Consider the following 19,529-nt stretch of genomic DNA (forward strand, 5'->3'; position numbering starts at 1 on the left):
CCCCAGCACCCCCCGCGCCCGCTCCCACTCCTTCAGCTGCGTCAGCGAAGCCACCAACCCCAGCAGCGCCGCTCGCTGAAGCTCCACACTAACCAACCCCTCCCCCAAGACCGCCCGCTCAAACACCTCAGCAGCCCGCCCAGGCTCCGCAATGCTCGCGAACTGCCGCCCAAGCAGATAATCCCCAATCCCAGCATACCCCGGCAACCCAGCAATCTTCGCCGCCGTCCACAGCTGCAGCATCGAGCTCGCCCGCGAATCATCACTCACCCGAAACGGCCCAAAAAACTCGACAACCAGCGGAGCAAGCTCCACATCCCCAGCCCCAAGCAGCTTGATCTGCAGCTGCCGCCGACCAGCCTCGCTCAACCCCAGCCCGATCGCCGCCCGGTAGTGGATCGCCGCCTCGTCCAGCCGCCCAGCCACCAGCGCCGTGTCCCCGCGCTGTTCCTCGATCACCGCCCGCACCGTAGCCGTCAGCTCCTCGCGCCCAGCCAGCTCGTCCAGCACCGCCGCCGCCTGGTCGAACTGCTCCCACCCCGCGAGCATGTCGGCCAGCCGCAAGAAGTGGCCAGGCTCGTCCGGCTCGATCCGACACAGCGTCCGCTGAGTATCCAGTGCCTCCTCCTCCTGCCCCAGCACCCGCGCGACCGCAGCGGCGTGGGCGAGATCAGCGGCCCGGTGCGCACACGGCCGCCGAAACACGGAGCTTCGCTGGTATCGCTGCGCCTGCGCCTCGACGTCCGCCTCCCGCAGCGGAATCTCGCGCAGGAACCCGAGCCACTGCTGCTCGAGCGCGTCCAGGCCCACCCCATACGTAGCCTCGAAGTCCCCCGCGTTGCCATACAGCTCCGCGACCGACTCCCAGTCATGCGTCTGCGCCAACCACAGCACGAACGACCCGGCGGCGGTGTAGGCCCGGCTCGCCGCCGCCCCCCAAAACCCCGCGCCCATGATCGCCTGCAGCGGCGGTCGCTTCTCCAACCGATCGAGCACCGCCGCCTGCTCGTGCAGCCCCAGGTTGTCGTGCGCGCGCGGGGCCAGGGCCGTGGGCACGCCCTCGACCAGCGCGCCATTGAAGCGCAGCCCCGCGATCGGCAGCCCCAGCACGGGGTCGCCAAAGTCACCCAAGAACGCGTGCGCGAGCTCGTGGTGCATCACGTCGTGCGGCCACGGCCGCTGGCTCAGGTACATCTGCTGCCGCCACGGGGGTGACACTTCCACCTTGTTGGCCCCGATCAGCGCGCCGCGCTGATCCCCGCTGACAAAGATGAAGCTCTCGATCTTCCGGGTGGGCGCCGATCCCAGCCGGCGCTCGAGCCGGTGCCACGCAAACTCGTGCTCGGCCGCGACCATCTCGATCTCGCGCGCGGTGATCGAGGTCGGCGCGTAGCGGATCACAAAGTGCTCGGTGGTCTTGGTCGCCGCCAGCACCCGCGCCAGGCTCTCTGTGGTCGCGGTGAACCCCAGGCGCGGCGCCGACCAGCCGATCGCCAGCGCCGCGAGCCCGAGCACCACCGCAACCAATGAACGCAGCCGATTCGGACCGCCCGCGAGCATTCGTGACCGACTCAACCGCAGCCGCTCATCCAGGCTCGCTCCCAGCGCCAGCCACACCGCCGCCGCGGCCACCCCGTTGTAGGCCCGGTACAGCACATAGCGCGATGAGATCTCGATCCCCTCGTCATAGATCGGCCCCGAGAACCACCCGACGAAGGGATCATACGCAAACACGACCGGATCAAAATACAGCCGATGCACGCCGATCAACGTCGAGCCCAGCAGCGGCATCCAGCCCGCGATCAGCACGACCCACCGCGGCCGCGGGCCGATCAGCAGCGCGGCGCTGACCCCCGCGAGCCAGGCCAGCGCGGCCGAACACATCGGCCCGATCACAAAGTACGCCGCGCCCCCGAACGGATCGCAATTGGTCGTCCACAGCATCCCCACCACCAGCAGGCCGAGCGCGAGACCGACCAACCACGCCAGCTCGCGCGCCCCGTGAGCCGCGAGCCGCCACAGCGGTCCACGCTCGTCCGGGGATCCCCCAGTGTCAGCCGCGGCTCGCAGCTCCAGCACCGCGTCGACCCCCGCGGCCGCGGCCAGACAGCTCAGCAGCGGCGCCAGCAGCAGACTCGAGAAATAGCCCAACGTCCCCGCCATGGGCACGAAGCTCAGCGCGAGCACGCAGACGAACACGAGCGCTCGCCGACGCAGGTAGGGCCGACGCGGGATGGTTCGCAGCCAGTGCAGCACGCCCGTCACGCCCGGAGTATGCATGGGCGGGGGGTCGCGCATCAGACGCATTACCGCTTTCGCTTCAGACCTGGGCGCCGCGGTTGTATGATCGGCCGGGAGAGAGCCCCATGGCCGCAACCAAGAAAGACCTGTGGAGCGCTGCGATCGAGGCGTTCGAGGACGGCAGCCACGCGGTGCTCGAGCGGGTCTGTCGCGCGCTACTCGAGCACGAGCCGGAAAATTTTCCGGTTCGCATGCTGCTGGCGCACGCGCTGCTCAAGATGAAGCGGTTCCCCGAAGCCGGCGATCTGCTCGAAGGCGCCAACCCCAGCGACGAGCGAACCCTCGTGCTGTGGCATCGCACGACTGGCGACTACTACGTCGAGCGGGGCGATCACGAGGCCGCCGAAGACGAGTACGCGTCGGCGCTGGCGATCGCCGACGCGATGTCCAGCGATCTCGTGCTCGATCTCGTCGAGGCGCGGATCAACCAGGGCAGCCACGAGGCCGCCCTGCGCACGATCGAGACCTTCGTCGCGCGGCACGAGCACGAGCCCCTCGACGACCGTGAGCTGCTCGCGTTCGCCAAGGCCCGGGTGCTCCGCAACCTCGGCCGGTTCGAGCAAGCCCTCGTCGCCGCCCGCGAAGCCGAGGGCCTCGGCCGCGAGCTCGGCGGGTTCCCCGGCTGCGAAGCGTTGATCACTGATCTCGAGGCGCGCCTGGCCTGGGACGCGAGGCTCCCCGCCTCCCAGGCTCGGGTCGAGCTCGACGCCGATTCGCCCGAGTAGCCCGAGCGCGCCGCCCGAGCTCCTGGGACGACTCGGATCAGCCGCCCGAGCCGCCAGGACGACTCGGGGTCAGCCGCCCGAGCTCTCCAGGAGACGATTCGGGGTCAGCCGTTCGAGTCCTGGGACGACTCGGCTACTCAGCTCGAGCGCAGGTCAGCCGCAGGGGATGACCGAGTCGAGCAGCTCGACCGCGCGCTCGATGTCCGCGGTGCCCGGCTCGCTGAGCGCGTAGATCGCCGCCAGCTCGTCGGCCGCGGTCGCGTCGTGCTCACGCAGCTCGCGATCGAGCGCCCCACCAGCGATCTGCACGAACGCCCAGTTCGCCTCGAGCGCCTCGCTGCACTGCTCGTCGTCGTGCGCGAGCAAGTGCTGGCGCAGGGCGACCACGAAGCCGCGGGCGAGCGCGTCGTCGAGCTGCTCCCACGCGTTGTCGAACAGCGCCTGGCCCTCGGCCGGGAGGTCGGCGTAGGTCGGGAAGTCGTCGATCGAGTACAGATCGCGGAAGCAACGGACCGCCAAGATCCCGTCGAAGATGCGCTGGTGGGCGGTCGGGCTGTAGTCGCGGACCAGCTTGGCGAAGCCGATCACGTCGCCGTCAGCCTGGGCGCCGCCCGTGTAGTAGGCCCACGCGGAGTCGCAGTCCTTCGGGGTCGCGACGCAGGTGAACGCCTCCTTGTAGACGGACAGATACGAGAACCACACGATCGCGGCTTCGATGCGGGCGGCGTGGACGTTGGGATCGCCCTCACCGGACATGCCGGCGATGAACGCGTCGTTGATCAACGGTCGGATCTGCACCGGGCCCGCGCAGCGATCCGGGTGGTTCTCGGCGTTTTGGGTGTTGGAGCACTGCTTGTCCGGGTCGAGCCCGGGGTCCCACTCGGCCTCGGGGATCTCGGGGTAGTGCAGATCCTCGCGTCGCTCGACCCGCGAGCCGAGGCCCTGGTCGAACTCATAGGCGGCGCGCGCCATGGTGAAGTCGTCTCGGGTCGGCGCGTCGTTGCGCCACAGCAGATCGGCGATCTCGTCGGCCGCCTCGACGCGGGCGATCGAGCCGGGCGGATCCGAGACCAGCTCGTAGACGCCGCCGTCCGAGATACACGCCTCATACGAATCCGCGTCGCTGTCCATTGGCAGGTAGTCGGTCGCGAGCGGGACACAGGCGCTCTCGTCGACCGGGTCGTCGGCCGGATCACAGGGTTCTCCCGCACCGACGTCACCGTCGCCGTCACCACCGTCATCATCGATCGGGTCATCGCCCGCGCGGCAGGCCACCAGCGTGGCGAACAAGGTCAGGGTACAAAGAGCGCGAAGAGGTTGTATGGGCATCGGGTAGAACTCCAAGCCTCGGATACACCCGCGCGGCCGCACCCAACAATCGGGAGACCACCCGTATCTGGCACCGAACTCCTGGAGGCGAATCCCCTGGCTGACCGAGGGTTTCCCCCTGTCCCGATCAGAACCCGACCTCGACCGACAGGTTGAGCGAGCGCGTGGCCCCATTGACGCTCGAGCCATGATAGCGATGCGGCGAGTCGATCACGTTCTCGAACACGAGTCCAAGCAGGACCACCGGATCAAATCGGTAGCCAGCGCGAAGATCCCAGACCGCGAACCCGGGCGTGCCACCATCGGGAATTCGCGTGTCGGCGACGTCGGCGAGCGCCAGGCGATCTTGGGTGCCGGCCCAGCGCAGCGCCGAGCCCAGCCACAGGCCGACGTTCGAGTACCACGTCAGCTCGACGGTCCCGTTGAGCGGGGGCACCCGCGACAGCGGCAGCCGCTCCTCGTAGTTGCTCGCGCCGGTGTTGGTCGGCGGCGGCACGGGGTTTTGGCCCTCGCCCCAGGCCCACGAGAAGGTCGCACCGATCACGAACCCGGCCGGGATGAACACCCGCACGGAGCTGTCGACGCCGCGCAGCAACGCCCACCCGTCGAGGTTGACCAGCTGAAAGCGCGTGCGTGAGGCCTCGCAGCCGGTCGGGTTCTCGGCCGCGCCGCCCGGGCATGCACCCAGCTCGCGCGGGGCCCGGCCGATCAAGCCGCGGATGAACGAGTGCCAGACGAACAGGCTGGCCTCGACCCGCTTGTGACGCACGCGAAACCCGGTGTCGAACGACAGGGCCCGCTCGGGCTCGAGGCTCGCGTTCTCGAACTGAAACCCCGGGCCGGTCTGCTGGCGACTCGTCAGGTCGTCGAGGTTGGGCGCGCGAAAGCCCTGATCAAAGTCCAGGTGCCAGGTCAGCCACGGCGCGGCGACGACCATGAGCCCGGCGTTGCCGACCGCGGTCGCCCAGCTGCGATCGACCGCCAGGGTCTCGCTGGCGTCCTCGCCGTCGGCCTTGGCCCACACGAACGCCCCCCGGCCGCCGGCCCTGATCCGGACCCGCTCACCGATCCACACGTAGGGCTGGGCCCACACGCCGGAGGTCAGGTAGCGCGAGCCGTCGATGTACTGGCCGCGCGGCGCGACCGAGGTCACCGGCGGAGACACGTCCGTGAACTCCAGCCAGGCGTGGCTCTCGATCATGTCGAAGTACAGATCACCGCCGTAGTCGACCCCAAACGCGACGCGCTCACCGAGCGGGAGCACGGCCGTCGACAGCGTGGTGCGCAGGCCGAGCGTGTGCACGTCGTCGCGGCCGTTGCTCTCGATCCCACCGTCGATCGCAGGGACCCCGTTGTCGCGGGTCAGCTGGGTCCGCTCGTGCTGATTTTGGTAGCTCACGCTCACGCGCGCGCGCGCGGCCGCGTCGGGCCCGTCGGACATGTCCGCGGCGAGGTAGGTCAGGGTCCGAAACTGGTCGAGGTAGACCAGGCACTCGTCGTCGGGGGCCTCGGCTGGTGGGCACTTGTCGGTCCGCGGCGCGTCCTTTTGGCGGTAGTCGTAGTAGCCCGCGCTCAGTCGCCAGCGGTCATCAATTTGCCAGACCAGGCGCGCGTCGGCGGTCAGCTCGCGAAATCCGGTGCCGAGCTGGGTCCGCTCGTCACTGGCGAACCGGGGCTCCTTCCACGGCCGGCCCGTCGCGGGGGCCGTGACGGCGCCGGAGGTGCGCAGCTGCCCGACGTCGCGGTAGCCGACCCCGCCGAAGAATCCGAGCTTGCCCTTCCACCCGAGGTCGAGCTGCGCCCGCCCGCCGAGCTCGCCGTCGGCCGTGCGGTGGGCGAGCAGCAGGCGCGGGTGCACCGTCCACCGCTTCGAGCGATCCATGGTCGGATCCATGGGCGTCGTCAGCAGCGCGCCGCCGAGCGCATCGGACCCCCAGGTCGTCGAGGCCGCGCCGCGGACCACCTCGAGCCGCTGGATCGTGCGCGAGTCGACCGTGAAGAAGTACTGGTTGGGCCCCTGGCGAAACGTCGAGGTGTTGAGCCGGATCCCGTCGAAGGCGATCAGCGTCTGCTGTCCGGTCAGCCCACGGACGTAGGGAGACGCCTGAGCGTGGGCGCTCTGCTGCACGTAGACCCCGGGCTCGAACCGCAGCGCGTCGGGGGCCGAGCGAGGCAGCCGCTCTTGGATCTGGCGGCGGCTGACCACGCTGGCGTCACGCACGTAGTTGTCGGGCGTGTCGCTGCTCACGATGATCTCGCGAGTGGAGCGGTCGTCGTCGGCGGCGTCGTCGCCAGGTTCGGACTGGTCTGCATCCGCCTCGGGATCTGGATCCGAGTCTGGATCTGGATCGAGATCTTCGGTCTGCGCGCGGGTGTCATCCGGCGCCTCGCCCGACCCAGGCGGCCCCGCCCAGGCCAGACGTGAGGCTCCCGCCAACAGCCCAGCCAGCGCGGCGGCGAGCCGGGACCCTGGCCGGACAGACATTCCTCGCATTGTCGGAGCTCACCGCTGGTGAGCAAGGCGGGAAACCCCGGGTCCACGAGGGATTTCACTCGTGCGAGATGGCCGCGATCGGGCGCGGTGCGCCACAAAAAACCTGGCGGCCGTCGAGATCAGCCGCCTTCGTGGCTCGCGCGCCACTCGATGTTGGGCCGCGCGATCGGTCGCAGGCGGGTGTCGACGTCATCGTCGTGGCTGCCGTTGGAGCCCTGGGCCGCCTGCAGCGGCGCGGTCGCCTCGATCCCGCCACGGATCAGCCGCATCGCGTCCCGCACGAGCCCCCGCCACTCCGACTCCGCGAGCTCGGCTCCCGCGTCGGGCTTGGTCAGCAGCTCGTGGGCGTCGACGCCGAGCCGCTCGAGCACCGCGTTGGTGGTGCCGCGCAGGATCAGCGCGTCGATCAGGTGCGCGGCCGTGCGCGGATCGATGTTTTGTCGGACCTCGCCGGTGTGCCGGGCCTCGCTGAGCCGGGCCGCGAGATCGTCGATCTGCCTGCGCCACAGCGCGCCGTGCAGCTCCCTCAGCTCGTCGTCGGCGGACGGCTCCATCGCGCTGGCGGCGAGACGAGCGAGCCGCGGATGCGCGAGCATGAAGCCGATCCGCGTCATCACCAGGCGCTCGAGCCCGGCGAACAGTCCGAGCACCTCGCGGGGGCCCGACGCCTCGGCGTCATCTGCCTGCGCGTGCTGTTGCGAGTCATTTTCCAACCACTGCGTGCGCCTGGCCTCGAGCTCGTCGGTCACCAACCACCGATACAAGTCGAGCTTGTTCTCGAAGTATTGGTACATGCTGCCTTTGGCGATTCCTGCCCGAGAGACGATTCGTGACAGCGAAGCTTGGCGATAGGGGTAGGTCGAAAACTCATCGAGCGCGAGCTCGGTGATTCGTTTGCGCTTCTCGTCGGGGAGGTTGAGGAAGGTCGGCTTTGGCATCGGTACTCGTTCGATTGCGCCTGGGGCGCTATTCGGGGTTGGGGGGAAAGCTGAGGGACTCGGGATGCAAACCAGGGCCGCCGCAGTGGGGCGTGACTGGGGGTGTAGTAATGACCACTGCTTGAATCGGTATACTGAGACGGCGTTGGCAACGGTGCGAGTCGGCTCACCGCGAATGCACTCAATGCATACACGAACGCGAGACGAGAAGCGAGCGTGCGGTCGCACCGCTTTCAATACACTGATACGATCGCGGCTCTAGCAGCACTCGACTGCTGGCACTGAACGACCTTTTTTGCCCCTACCGCGGCTCAATGCAGCCCCCGCGGTGTCGCTAAATGCTACGAGGAGCGATTCAATGCATACCACCACGGGCTCCCAGAGCGCTCGACGCATTTCCTGCGGCATGGGCCACGCGTGGGCGGGGAAATTAGCTACAGTCCACAGTGCCGACGGTGAGCGCGTCTCGATCGTCGCTGAACAACGATTCGACCAGTGTAGCGCGATGACTGAGCACGGCACGCTGGTTGATGTAGCCCTTGTCGGTGATCTCGTTGGCGTCGATCGACGGCGGGTCGGCGAGCAGGATCGCGCGCGCGAAGCGGGTGCTGCTGCTGGGGTGCTGGCGGTTGTGGGCCGCGAGCGCGCGGCTGACCGCGGCCCGCACGAGCTCGTGCGAGACCACCTGCTGGGCCGTCGCCGCGCGGTCGAGCCCGGCGAGCTCGCGGCACGCGGCGAGGTTGGGGAACAGCAACAGCCCGAGCTCGGCGCGGTCGTGGCCGGCGAGCACGCAGTCCTCGACGAGCGGCTCGCAGGCGGCGATCGCCTGCAGCCGGAGCTTGCCAGCGTGGACCCAGGTGCCGGAGCTGAGCTTGAAGTCCTCGGACACCCGGCCATCGAACTCCAGGCCGAGCTCGGGTCGGGTGGGGTCCGCGAGCTTGCCGGCGTCGCCGATCCGATAGAACCCAAACTCGTCGAAGGCCGCGTCGCTGAGCTGCGCGTCGCGCCAGTAGCCCGGGGTCACGTTGGGGCCGCGCACCCGCAGCTCTTGCTTGTCCCCGTTGTCGATCAGGGCGATCTCGGTGCCCGGCATCGGGTTGCCGATCACCCCCGCGCGCTCGATCGGCCAGTAGACCGCGGTCGAGCACGGCGCGGTCTCGGTCGAGCCCCACGCCGAGACCATCAGCAGCCGCTGGCCCCGGGCCGCGATCGCGAGCTGCTCGAGCCGCGTCCACAGCCGCTGCGGGAGCGCGGCGGCGGCATAGAACACCAGATCGAGGTTTGCAAAGAAGCGCTCGCGCAGCTCGGCGTCGGCCTCGAGCTCGGGGACCAGCAGCTCGAAGCCCCGCGGCACGTTGAAGTACAGCGTGGGCGAGCGCTCGCGCAGGTTGGCGAGGGTGGCCTCGAACGCGCCCGGACCCGGCTTGCCAGCGTCGATCCACAAGCTGCCGCCGTGCATCAAGATCAGGTTGAAGTTGAAGTTGGCGCCAAAGGTGTGGTTCCACGGCAGCCAGTCACAGATCACCGGGACCCGACCGCGGGCGGCGTCTTCGCCCAAAAACGGCCACACCCGCGCGAGCGCGGCCTGGTTCGAGCACAGCATCCGCTGGGTGTTGAGCACGCCCTTGGGCAGCCCGGTCGAGCCCGAGGTGAACAGCACCTTGGCGATCGTGTCGGGTCCGAGCTGGGCGAAGCGGCGGTCGACCTCGTCGCTCGGCGCGAGCGAAAGCAGCGACTCGTAACGCTCGACCGTGCGCGCCCGCGGTCCTGGATCCGCGGGCGAGCCTGGCGACGCGTCGCCACAGATCAGCGGCAGGGCGGCGAGCCCGGCGGCCTCGAGCGCGGGGATGAAGGGCTTGCGCTGCTCGACGAACACGACCCCGGGCGTGATCTGCTGACTGATCAATTCGAGCTTGGCGAAGTCGCGCGACACCAGCGAGTACGCGACCGAGACCGGCACGGCCGGAATCCCGACGTGCATGGCCGCGAGGGTCAGCAGCGCGTGGGCGATCGAGTTGCCCGACAGCAACAAGAGCGGTCGCTCGGGCCCCGCGCCAAGATCGATCAGCGCCTGCGCGAGGCTGCGGACCCGGGTCAGGGCCTGTGCCCACGTGACCGTCTGCCACGGGCTGTGGGGACCCGCGGTGCGCTCACCGAGGAACACCTGATCGGGCCGGGCAGCGGCGTTGGCCACGAGCAGATCACCGAGGCAGCGCGGGTAGCTCCCGAGCGGCAGCGCGTTGGCGAGGATCGTGGCCCCGTCGGCTCGGCGGCGGAGCTCGACCTGCGGCGACGCGAGCTTGGGCAGCGCCCACTGTGGGAGATCATCCATGACCAGCCTTCGCTCAGCGCCTGAGGTCCACGCCCGCGGTCAGCGAGTAGGTCACGCCGTCGGCCCACGTCGCGGTGGCCTCGACCTTCCACACGGCGCACGAGCCCGCGCCGCGCTCGAGCTTGCTCAGCGCGGTCGGGTCGACCCACACGATCCAGCTCTCGCGCGCGTCTTGATCGCTGAGGCCGTGCTTGCCGGGTCGCACGATGTCGCGCTCGGGCACGCTGACCTGCTTGCCCTTGCAGTCGGTGACCGTGGCGACCAGCTGCTCGAACGGGGCGGCCGCGGTGAACGCCATGCCGGCCTTGGGATCGAGCTTGACGGTGTTGATGTTGACGGTGCCGTCGCGGGTGCCGCTGGTCGACTTGACCATCTCGCTCGGCTTGCACGCTCCGCCGCCGCAGTGCCACGCGCCGCGGTACGAGAGCTCCTGGCCGCGCATGTTCTGCCGCAGCGCGGCGCAGCCGAGCAGCGAGCCCGCGAATACGGAGGTGGCGAGGCATAGGCTGAGCTGGCGCATGCGTGGATCCTAAGAGCTTCGCTCGGCGTCGGCTATGCTCCTGGCATGCTTCGCGCCCATGTCCGAACTTCGGGGCTGTCGCTTGGTCTGCTGCTCGCCTGCGTCGTGGCCTGCGAGGGCCGATCGAGCGAGCAGACCCGCGAGGTCGTCGACGAGGCGGCGCGGACGGCGGAGCGAGGGGTCGAGCAGGCCAAGCGGGGTCTGGGCGAGGCTCGCCACGAAGCCCGCGAGGGGCTCGCCAACGCCCGCGAGGGGATCGCCGACGCCCGCGAGCGGTTCGAGGTCGACGAGAAGGTCGCGGGCGCGCGGCGCAGCTTGGCCGTGGGGCTGGACGAGGCCGCGCAGGGGTTCGCGGAGCTCGGCGAGGCGGGCAGGGCACGCGCCGATCAGCTCGGCGACAAGCTCGATCAGGTCGGTCGCGCCAGCCTCGAGATCGCGCCTGGGGCGATCGTCTGCACCGAGGAGCCACAGCGCGTGTGCAAGATCGATCCCGATCTCATCGACAAGCTCGCCGCCGAGCCCAAGCTGCTCGTCGGCGAGGTCTCGCTGTGGCCCAAGCGCGGCGCGACCGGGCAGGGCCTGCAGCTGGTCCGCGCGCGAACCGAGAGCCTCACCGGCATGTTGGGCCTGCGCGAGGGCGACATCCTGCTCTCGGTCAACGGCGCCGAGCTGAGCTCGCTCGACGCGATCCGTGCCCTCGACGAGGCGCTCTCGGGCAAGGACGAGGCCAACCTGGTGTACGAGCGAGACGGGCAGCGCGGGGAGCTCACGGTGATCCAGCAGCCTCGCTGAGTGGCCCCGCGCGGGGGGGTGAACTGGCGGCCCGACCGCGCCCCGCAGCCTGCTCCAAGAACTGAGTTCCTACGGTTTCGGTCCGAGGGACAGTCGGCCGGATCCGCGACCCGCTAGCCTCGATTCGTGGCAGTCGCGTCGCATACTTGGCAATTGAACGAACAAGTTTGTCTGCCGAAGGGGCTGGCAGCCGTCCGTGGAGGCGTGTTCATCCTCTACCACCCGGTGACGCCGAGCCTCGACGTCGCGCTGCGCGAGGCCAAGGCCTACCTCGAGATGCGCAGGCACTTCGAGTCGATGGTGGTGCTGATCTGGCTGGGCAAGATGTTCCCGCCGCCATCCGCCGAGGTTCGAGCCGGGTTCGCGGCCGCGTTCGCGGCCGGTCCCACCGTCACCGCGGTCGCGTGGATCGTCGACACCGAGCACAGCCTCGGCGCGTCGATCGTGCACAGCGTGTCCATGCAGATGTTCTCCAGCACCGCACAGGTCCGCCTGTTCCGCGACCCCTTCGACGCGGCCAGCTGGCTCAGCTCGATCGAGGGCACTGACGCCGAGCTGATCCTCGACGGCCTCGAGGCATTGGATCGCGCGCAACCGGCTTAGCAATCGAACAAGCAAACGCCCCGGCCTCCATCACGAACATGGAGAGCCGAGGCGCTGAGTGGTGTGACCCTTTTAGCGCTTGTCCATGGGGACGTAGGCCCGCTCGCCTGCGCCCGTGTAGATCTGCATGGGCCGCGCGATCTTCTGCTCGGGATCCATCAGCATCTCTTGCCACTGGGCCAGCCAGCCGGCGGCCCGGGGGATCGCAAACAGCACCGGAAAGAACTCGACCGGGAACCCGATCGACTGATAGATGAGCCCCGAGTAGAAGTCGACGTTGGGGTACAGCTTGCGCTCGACGAAGAACTCGTCGTTGAGGGCGATCTTCTCGAGCTCGAGGGCGATCTCCAGCAGCGGGTTCTTGCCGGTCACGGCGAACACCTCGTGGGCGAGCTTCTTGATGATCCGCGCCCGCGGGTCGTAGTTCTTGTAGACCCGGTGGCCAAAGCCCATCAGCCGGCGCTCGCGGTTCTTCACGCCCTCGATGAAGCCGGGGATGTTGCCGAGGTTGCCGATCTCCTCGAGCATCCGCAGCACGGCCTCGTTGGCGCCGCCATGCAGCGGCCCGTAGAGCGCGGCTGCAGCGGCGGCCAGCGAGCAGTAGGGGTCAGTCTCGGCCGAGCCGACCGCCCGCGCGGCGCTGGTCGAGCAGTTCTGCTCGTGGTCGGCGTGGAGGATGAACAGCACGTCGAGCGCCTTCTCGATCGCGGGATCCGGCTTGTACTGCGGCTCCGCCATGCGGAACAGCATGTTCATGAAGTTGCCGGCGTAGCTCAGGCCGTTGTCGGGGTAGATGTACGGCCGGCCCTGCATGTGGCGGAAGCACCACGCGGCGATCGTCGGCATCTTGGCGATGATCTTGATGATGTGCTCGTCGCGGACCGCCGCGTTGCGGACGTTCTTGCTGTCCTCGTAGAAGGTGGACAGGGTGCCGAGCAGCGAGACCAGCTTGCCCATCGCGTGGGCGTCCCACTTGAAGCCCTCCATCGCCTGGATCATGTACTGGTGCACGTAGGTGTGGTGCGTGATCTTGTCGACCCACGTGTCGAGCTCGCTCTGGTTGGGGAGCTCGCCCTTCAGCAGCAGGTACGAGACCTCGAGAAAGCTCGACTGCTCGGCGAGCTGCTCGATCGGGTAGCCCCGGTAGCGAAGGATGCCCTTCTCGCCGTCGATGAAGGTGATCGCCGAGCGACACGACGCCGTGTTCTTGTACGCCGGGTCGTAGGACATCAACCCGAAGTCCTCGTCGTCTACTTTGATCTCACGCAGCGCGCTGGCGGGGATGGTCCCGTCGGAGATCGGAATCTCGTATTGCTTACCGGTTCGGTTGTCCTTGACTGTCAGCGTGTCGGCCATTCTTGCTCCGTGATCACAGCCCCTGGGTGTGTTCGATGCGCGCGGACCGTCGGGGCGTCGGCCGGGGAGATGATGCGCAACAAGGGTTGGTTCCGTCGAGCAAAATCGCCGCGCGGGCTCGGTTGCTCACTGTCCACGGGCTGCGCCGTGGGCTCGAGGTCAGAGGGCGGGCGTGAAGACTTGCCAACGGTCGAGCGCGGCGCCTTCTGGGTTCACGCCGCCAACGACGAAAGTAACACCGTTCTCGAGAGAAACTAAATGGCCGCCGCTGGCCCGGGCAGGGGACGAGTTGGGCTCGGTGACGGTCAGGCCGTCGCGGGCGATGCGGAACCACCGACCCTCGCCTTGCGTATAGAGCGCGGACGCGTCGCTGAACATCAGTGGGTCAGGCAGCGCGACGGGGAGGAAACTCTCGTGCACGTCGACCTGCGCCGACGCCCCTGGGATCACGTCGATCGTCAGCGCGTCGGCGGTGGGCACAGCGTCGATGCTGCCGCCGACGCACACGACCGCGACGCCGGCCTGGGTCGGTGTCGGTGTCTGGATCGCGCAGCCGAGCCCCCGCCAGGCCATGCTCGGACCCACGCCAGCGCCGACACTCGACAGCACCGCGAGCGGAGCGTCGGCGTCGCCGCCGACTAGCAGCACGTCGGCGGTTGGATCGTCCTGCGTCGGGATCCACAGCGCGGTGGCCCCATCGCGCGGGCCGTCGAGCGCAAAGTCGGCGACCGGGGCGGCCGCGAGCACACCTTGCGCGTCTGCGATCAGATCGATCGCCACGCCGTCGGTCGAGCCGCCGCCGCCGAGCAGGTACACCCGGGTGTCGTCGGGATCGGTGAGCACGGCTGCGCCCGCGCGGCCGCCAACCTCGACGCCCGCGCCCGGACTCGCGAGGTCGAGCTCGGTCCAGGTGTCGGCGCCCGGGTCGTAGCGCCACGCGATCGGATCTGGCTGATCCCATCCGAGCCGCACGACGGTGCCGTTGGCGGCCGAGAACAGCCCGCTGCCCAACCCGCTGCCTAAATTGTTCGGGTCGGTCGAGAAGCCGGCCGTGTCTGGCAGGCGGCTGCCGCTCTCGAGCAGCAGCGTGTAGTGGTTGAGCAAGAAGGTGTCGCCGTCGGCCTGGACCAACAGCATGCCGCGCCCGATCGCGCGGGCGCCGAGGATCAGGGGATCGGGCGCGTCGAGCTGCTCGGGCCAGCTCGACAGCAGCCCGGGGCGACCCAGAAACAGGGCGAGGCCGACGTCCGGGGCCGCGCTCGCAAACGGGGCCGTGGCGCCCCACGCGAGCAGCTCTTCACCGTCCGCGAGGTACAGCTCGAGCTGCTGCGCCTCGGTCGAGGGGGGGCCCTCGAGCTCGAGCGTGAAGTCGAGGCCGTCGACGTCGAAGCTGAACACGTCGCCGCTGGGGCGCATGACCACGCTGGCGTTGTCAGCCCGGTCATAGTCGCTGACGTCGGCCGGCAACATCACGGTGATCGGCAGCTCGCGGGGGCTCTCACACCCGCCGACGCCGACCAGCGCGAGCAGCAGCAGCAGCCCGACCTGCGCGCTCGACCCTGGCGCCGGGACCCCATCGCCGTGGCAGTGGGCCTGGCCCTGGACCTGGTCCTCGAGCCCGAGCTTGGTCAGGACATCCGCGAGCGAGGTGAGCCCCGCGTGGGGGGAGATCCGCACGGTCTTGCGCTTGCCAGCTTGGCCGTGGACGAGCTCGATCTGGTCGCGCGGGACACCCAGCGTCTTGCCGATCAGCTTGATGATCGCCGCGTTGGCGCGTCCGTCGACGGGCGCGGCCTTGACGTGAAGCTTGAGCCGTCCGCCGTGGGGCTTGCCAACCGCGTCGCGCGACGACTTTGGGACCGCGTGGACATCGATCTCGATGGCGCCGTCTGGCCGAACGCGAAGCACCGCGAGACCCTAGCCCTCGCGCGGCGGCTTGACCAGCGATGTGTCCGGCAACCCACAGCCGTGGCCCGAGGCACCGACCGGCCCCACGCCGACGTAGCGCCCGCCCCGGATCCACACGGCCTCGCGGTAGAGGTTGACGGTCGTGCACACGTGCTCGGGGATCAGCCACAGCAAGCGTCCGAGCTCGGGGCTCGCCGCGCCTGGCTGCACGCGACAAGGAAGGTGCTCCTCGCTCGCGCGCTGGGGCTCGAGCTCGCCGTGATCCACGATCGCGCAGCTGGGCGGGCTGACGTCGGGTGCGATCGCCTTGCTCCCGGCGTCGAGGGTCACGCGATCGGGGCCGGCGCTGATCACCCGCGTGGCGACGAACGCCGCCTGGCGCAGGCCAATGTCGCGCTCGGCCGCGTGCGAGCGGCGATCCGACAGCACGATCGTCCCGGGCGACACGCTGTGACGCCACGCGCCCGCTCGCAGGCCCGGGTGGTCGAGCGCGTGCGCGTAGCTGTGGGTGCCAGAAGTCACCAGCTCGAGGGTGCTGGGAGCTGGCGCCGCGGGCCCCGAGCACAGCGCGGTAGCGAGCTCGACGAGCGCGTCGTAGCCGAGCTGCGCCTGCTCGCGCTGGGCCCAGGTCAGGTGTCCGTCGTAGCCGTGCAGGCCCGCGAGCACCAGCGGCTCGGGGACTGAGGGGCGCTCGCGCCATTCCGCCGGGATCGAGCCGGTTCGGTGCATGCCCAGATCGACGTCGAGCATGACGGGCAGCGGCGAGGTGTGACCGAGCGCGCGCGACCACGCCGCGATCGCGTCGAGGTGCGCGGGCGAGTCGGCCAGGACGAGGACCCGCGCGTGGGCGTGCGCGCGAGCCAGCGCCAGCACGGCGGTCAGCGAGGCGCGCTGGGCCGGGTAGCAGAACAACACGTCGACCGCCCGCGAGCCGGCCGTGCGCAGGAGCAGCCCGAGCTCGTCGCAGGTCGCCACCTTGAAATGGCGCAGCCCGGCGTCGAGCATCAGGTCGATGATCACCGCCTGCTTGCTGGTCTTGAGGTGCGGTCGCCAGCGATCCTCGCCACCGACACGCGCGATCGTGGCCGCGATGTTGGCCTGGACCGCGTCGAGATCGATCACCAGCGCGGGCGTGAGCAGCTGATCCAGGCACGGCGCGAGCGCCCCGTCCAACACCTCGCTGAGCCTCTGGCCGGTCATCGGCGCCACTTTAGCTGGTCCGCTCGCCGTCGGGTAAAACCCCATCGCATGAGCCACGCTGATCCGTTCAGGTCCTTCGAGCCGCCCCGCCGCATGTTGATGGGCCCCGGCCCGAGCGACGTTCACCCGCGGGTGCTGCAGGCGATGGCGCGCCCGACGATCGGCCACCTCGATCCGGCGTTCGTCGAGTTGATGGACGAGGTCAAGCGACTGCTGCAGTACGCGATGCGGACCGACAACCCGCTGACCTTTCCGATCTCGGCGCCTGGATCCGCGGGCATGGAGGCGTGCCTCGTGAACTTGATCGAGCCTGGCGACGCGGTGGTCGTGGGCCGCAACGGAGTGTTCGGTGGCCGCATGCACAGCATCGTCGAGCGCGCGGGCGGTCGCGCGATCGCGGTCGACGACGAGTGGGGGACGCCCGTCGATCCCGACAAGGTCGAGGCGGCCCTCAACGACAACCCCGACGCCAAGCTGCTCGCGTTCGTCCACGCGGAGACCTCGACGGGCGCGCTGTCCGACGCCGCGCGCCTCGCTGCGCTGGCTCAGAAGCACGACTGCCTGACGGTCGTCGACGCCGTGACCTCGCTGGGGGGCGTGCCGCTCGAGGTCGACGGGTGGGGCCTCGACGCCGTGTACTCGGGCTCGCAAAAGTGCATGTCGGCCGCGCCCGGGCTGTCGCCAGTGTCGTTCTCGGCCCGCGCGGTCGAGCGGATCCAGGCCCGGGCGACGCCCGTGCAGTCCTGGTTCCTGGATCTGAGCCTGGTGATGGGCTACTGGGGCGGCGGCGCCAAGCGTGCCTACCACCACACGGCCCCGGTCAACGCGATCTACGGGCTCCACGAGGCGCTGGTGATGGTCCACGAAGAGGGCCTCGAGCAGGCCTGGGCTCGCCACCGACGCCACCACGAGGCGCTCGCCGCTGGGCTGTCGGCCATGGGGTTGCGGCTCCGGGTCGCGGCGGAGCACCGGCTCCCGCAGCTCAACGTGGTCGAGCTCCCAACAGGGCTGGACGACGGCGCCACCCGAGCGCGACTGCTGCGAGACTACGGCCTCGAGGTTGGCGGTGGGCTCGGGGATCTCGCGGGCAAGGTCTGGCGGATCGGCTTGATGGGCACCGCCTGCACTCGGGGAAACGTGCTGGGGTGCCTCGCTGCGATCGACGACGTGCTGCGCGGTGCGGCCCCGGAGGGTGGCAAGGGCCTGGGCGTCGCCGCAGCGCTGGCCGCCTACGGCCCAGGCGAGCGATGAGTCGCCGTGCGTGGCAATCTAGCTGGCATGCGTGACGCCGCTCGAGCTTGGACGGACGTGGGGACTGAGCTGGCTGTGCTGGGCCTGTTGGGCCTGAGCGCGCTCGGGTGCTCGTCGAGCGTCGCCGAGCTCGATGACACCGCTCGGATCGACGGGCCGCGAGCCGCCCAGGTCGACGCCGCGCGGCCCGATCCCGATCAGCCGATCCTCGATCACGAAGGACAACCCATGCGCGTGTTGGTGACGGGCTTCAACGACTGGCGGGAGCTGGGCGAGCCGCCCAACGTGTGGCGGTGCCGCGACAACCCGAGCTGCAGGTTGCTGCTGGGCGAGCCCCGGACCAGCGAGCCCCGCGATCCCAGCGATCCCCGCGATCATGCCGGGCCGCTCGTCCAGCGCCTGCGGGCCGCGGCGCCGGAGCTCGAGTGGCGCTTCGCGACCATGCCGGTGACCTGGGAGGTCGGGACGCCTGTGCCGACCGACGTCGACGTGATCATCAACATCGGCCTGGGCGTCTATGATCGGCTGGACGCGCTTCAGCTCGAGGTCGGGGCCTACAACCTGCGGCAGGGCGCGGACGCGGCTGGTGTCGCGCGGACGGAGCCGATCAACCCGGACGCCCCAGCGATCCTGGCGGCGCCGGACGGGAGCCCGATCCCGGCTCGGATCGCCGCGCTGACCGGGCGGACGATCGCCGGCTACGAGCTGCTGGCGGCCAGCGCCCGGGCCGACAACAGCTACCTGTGCAACGAGACCCACTACGGCGCGCTCACGGCTCTGCACGCGGGCGAGGGCCGGCTCGAGGCCGTGTACTTCCTGCACATCCCCTACGCCGACTCGGACGACTACGACGCGCTGGCCGACGGCGTCGCGGGGGTCGTGTTGTCGCTGGTCGGACGCGAGTAAGCTGGCGGGCGTGACCCCGCGGCTGATCACGATTCGTCCGTCTCACTACAACGAGAAGGCTCGCTGGGCGCTCGATCGGTTTGGGCTCGAGTATGTGGAGGAGCCGTGGATGCCAGCGCTGCACTTCGCGGCCACGATCCCGGTCGGGCTGCGCTACCGTCGGGGCCAGGCCGATCGCGGCTCGACGCGGTTCTCGACCCCGATGCTGGTCACGGGCGATCCCGACGCGCCGCTGCTCACCGACTCGTCCGAGATCGTGCGCTTCGCGTCGACTCGGGCCGGGGCAGGGGACGAGTTTTGGAGTCCCGAGGCGACGGTCCTGGATCGCCACTTCAGCGGTCGGTTCGGGGCCGACACCCGCCGGCTCGTCTATCACTTCTTGCTGCCGGATGCCGCGGTGCTCGCCGAGATCGCGGTCCACAGCGTGGGGGCGAGCCAGGCCCGCACCTTCAGGCGGCTGGGTCCGGTGATCCGGAAGATCTTGATCCGCAAGCTGAAGATCACCCCGGAGCTGGCCGAGCGATCTCGCGGTCACATCCTGGCCGAGTTCACGCAGATCAGCGATCGCCTGTCCGACGGCCGCCGCTACCTCGTGGGCGATCAATTCTCGATCGCAGATCTGAGCTTCGCGGCGCTGTCCGCGATCGTGGTCGGTGTTCAGCCCAGCGAGGGCTACGGCGCCTGGTTGCCCGCGCTGGACCAGGGGCCGCCGGCCTACGGCGCGTTCGCCAGGCAGCTACGGGCGACCGCCGCGGGGGCGTTCGTGCTCCGCATGTTCGCCGAAGAGCGCCCGTCCACGCGAAGCTCATGACGAGAAGACCCCGAGACCGGCGTTGCGCCGACCTCGGGGTCCATGGAGCCCGGAACTGGTTTC

The 19,529-nt window shown here is 69.6% G+C and carries 15 protein-coding genes; 6 read left to right on the forward strand and 9 right to left on the reverse strand.

What is annotated here, in order from left to right:
* A partial coding sequence (locus ENSA7_RS16735; RefSeq protein ID WP_146157776.1) for a tetratricopeptide repeat protein occupies positions 1-2,280 on the reverse strand: 2,280 nt, incomplete at its 3' end.
* 86 nt (positions 2,281-2,366) lie between these two features.
* Here ENSA7_RS16735 and ENSA7_RS16740 point away from each other — a divergent pair.
* A complete protein-coding gene (locus ENSA7_RS16740) occupies positions 2,367-3,026 on the forward strand; it encodes a tetratricopeptide repeat protein (protein ID WP_106090297.1) in 660 nt (219 codons plus the stop codon).
* A gap of 153 nt (positions 3,027-3,179) precedes the next feature.
* On the opposite strand, the gene ENSA7_RS16745 is transcribed toward ENSA7_RS16740, so the two are convergent.
* From ENSA7_RS16745 to ENSA7_RS16765, 5 genes are all read right to left on the reverse strand, one after another.
* Positions 3,180-4,316 (reverse strand): hypothetical protein, encoded by a 1,137-nt coding sequence (locus ENSA7_RS16745; protein ID WP_106090298.1) that lies wholly within the window; start codon positions 4,314-4,316, stop codon positions 3,180-3,182.
* 166 nt (positions 4,317-4,482) lie between these two features.
* Complete coding sequence (locus ENSA7_RS16750) at positions 4,483-6,840, reverse strand: TonB-dependent receptor (RefSeq protein ID WP_181233810.1); 2,358 nt, start codon at positions 6,838-6,840, stop codon at positions 4,483-4,485.
* Between the two features lie 128 nt (positions 6,841-6,968).
* A complete protein-coding gene (locus ENSA7_RS16755) occupies positions 6,969-7,787 on the reverse strand; it encodes a TetR/AcrR family transcriptional regulator (RefSeq protein ID WP_106090300.1) in 819 nt (272 codons plus the stop codon).
* A 430-nt stretch (positions 7,788-8,217) separates the two neighbouring features.
* On the reverse strand, positions 8,218-10,119 hold the full coding sequence (locus ENSA7_RS16760; protein ID WP_106090301.1) for a feruloyl-CoA synthase: 1,902 nt from the start codon (positions 10,117-10,119) through the stop codon (positions 8,218-8,220).
* Positions 10,120-10,132: 13 nt separating this feature from the next.
* The gene (locus tag ENSA7_RS16765) at positions 10,133-10,639 is read right to left on the reverse strand and encodes a hypothetical protein (protein WP_106090302.1); all 507 of its coding nucleotides are present in this window, start codon (positions 10,637-10,639) and stop codon (positions 10,133-10,135) included.
* Between the two features lie 45 nt (positions 10,640-10,684).
* Here ENSA7_RS16765 and ENSA7_RS16770 point away from each other — a divergent pair, with 45 nt between their 5' ends.
* Complete coding sequence (locus ENSA7_RS16770) at positions 10,685-11,431, forward strand: hypothetical protein (RefSeq protein WP_106090303.1); 747 nt, start codon at positions 10,685-10,687, stop codon at positions 11,429-11,431.
* Positions 11,432-11,584: 153 nt separating this feature from the next.
* Positions 11,585-12,034, forward strand: a complete 450-nt coding sequence (locus ENSA7_RS16775) for a hypothetical protein (RefSeq protein ID WP_106090304.1) — start codon at positions 11,585-11,587, stop codon at positions 12,032-12,034.
* Positions 12,035-12,106: 72 nt separating this feature from the next.
* On the opposite strand, the gene ENSA7_RS16780 is transcribed toward ENSA7_RS16775, so the two are convergent.
* The 3 genes from ENSA7_RS16780 to ENSA7_RS16790 all read right to left on the reverse strand — a co-directional run bounded on the left by ENSA7_RS16780 (position 12,107) and on the right by ENSA7_RS16790 (position 16,498).
* Entirely contained in the window at positions 12,107-13,390 is a 1,284-nt protein-coding gene (locus tag ENSA7_RS16780) for a citrate synthase (protein ID WP_106090305.1), read from the reverse strand.
* 159 nt (positions 13,391-13,549) lie between these two features.
* Positions 13,550-15,298, reverse strand: a complete 1,749-nt coding sequence (locus ENSA7_RS16785; protein WP_106090306.1) for a DUF167 domain-containing protein — start codon at positions 15,296-15,298, stop codon at positions 13,550-13,552.
* Between the two features lie 9 nt (positions 15,299-15,307).
* The gene (locus ENSA7_RS16790) at positions 15,308-16,498 is read right to left on the reverse strand and encodes an alanine racemase (protein ID WP_181233811.1); all 1,191 of its coding nucleotides are present in this window, start codon (positions 16,496-16,498) and stop codon (positions 15,308-15,310) included.
* A 48-nt stretch (positions 16,499-16,546) separates the two neighbouring features.
* Between ENSA7_RS16790 and ENSA7_RS16795 the strand changes: the two genes are divergently transcribed.
* The 3 genes from ENSA7_RS16795 to ENSA7_RS16805 are packed head-to-tail and all read left to right on the forward strand — an operon-like array spanning position 16,547 to position 19,466.
* The gene (locus ENSA7_RS16795) at positions 16,547-17,749 is read left to right on the forward strand and encodes a pyridoxal-phosphate-dependent aminotransferase family protein (protein ID WP_106090308.1); all 1,203 of its coding nucleotides are present in this window, start codon (positions 16,547-16,549) and stop codon (positions 17,747-17,749) included.
* 57 nt (positions 17,750-17,806) lie between these two features.
* Positions 17,807-18,655: a C15 family peptidase gene (locus ENSA7_RS16800; protein ID WP_106090309.1), complete on the forward strand. Its 849-nt coding sequence runs from the start codon at positions 17,807-17,809 to the stop codon at positions 18,653-18,655.
* A gap of 10 nt (positions 18,656-18,665) precedes the next feature.
* Positions 18,666-19,466 (forward strand): glutathione S-transferase C-terminal domain-containing protein, encoded by an 801-nt coding sequence (locus ENSA7_RS16805; RefSeq protein ID WP_106090310.1) that lies wholly within the window; start codon positions 18,666-18,668, stop codon positions 19,464-19,466.
* Positions 19,467-19,529 lie beyond the last annotated feature (63 nt).

The organism is Enhygromyxa salina (assembly GCF_002994635.1).
Classification (GTDB): domain Bacteria; phylum Myxococcota_A; class Polyangia; order Nannocystales; family Nannocystaceae; genus Plesiocystis; species Plesiocystis salina_B.

Excerpts from the sequence above, each read along its gene's own strand:
- ENSA7_RS16740 (WP_106090297.1), top strand. The coding sequence starts at position 2,367 with ATGGCCGCAACCAAGAAAGACCTGTGGAGCGCTGCGATCGAGGCGTTC.
- ENSA7_RS16750 (WP_181233810.1), bottom strand. The coding sequence starts at position 6,840 with ATGTCTGTCCGGCCAGGGTCCCGGCTCGCCGCCGCGCTGGCTGGGCTG.
- ENSA7_RS16755 (WP_106090300.1), bottom strand. The coding sequence starts at position 7,787 with ATGCCAAAGCCGACCTTCCTCAACCTCCCCGACGAGAAGCGCAAACGA.
- ENSA7_RS16760 (WP_106090301.1), bottom strand. The coding sequence starts at position 10,119 with ATGGATGATCTCCCACAGTGGGCGCTGCCCAAGCTCGCGTCGCCGCAG.
- ENSA7_RS16765 (WP_106090302.1), bottom strand. The coding sequence starts at position 10,639 with ATGCGCCAGCTCAGCCTATGCCTCGCCACCTCCGTATTCGCGGGCTCG.
- ENSA7_RS16770 (WP_106090303.1), top strand. The coding sequence starts at position 10,685 with ATGCTTCGCGCCCATGTCCGAACTTCGGGGCTGTCGCTTGGTCTGCTG.
- ENSA7_RS16780 (WP_106090305.1), bottom strand. The coding sequence starts at position 13,390 with ATGGCCGACACGCTGACAGTCAAGGACAACCGAACCGGTAAGCAATAC.
- ENSA7_RS16790 (WP_181233811.1), bottom strand. The coding sequence starts at position 16,498 with ATGACCGGCCAGAGGCTCAGCGAGGTGTTGGACGGGGCGCTCGCGCCG.
- ENSA7_RS16795 (WP_106090308.1), top strand. The coding sequence starts at position 16,547 with ATGAGCCACGCTGATCCGTTCAGGTCCTTCGAGCCGCCCCGCCGCATG.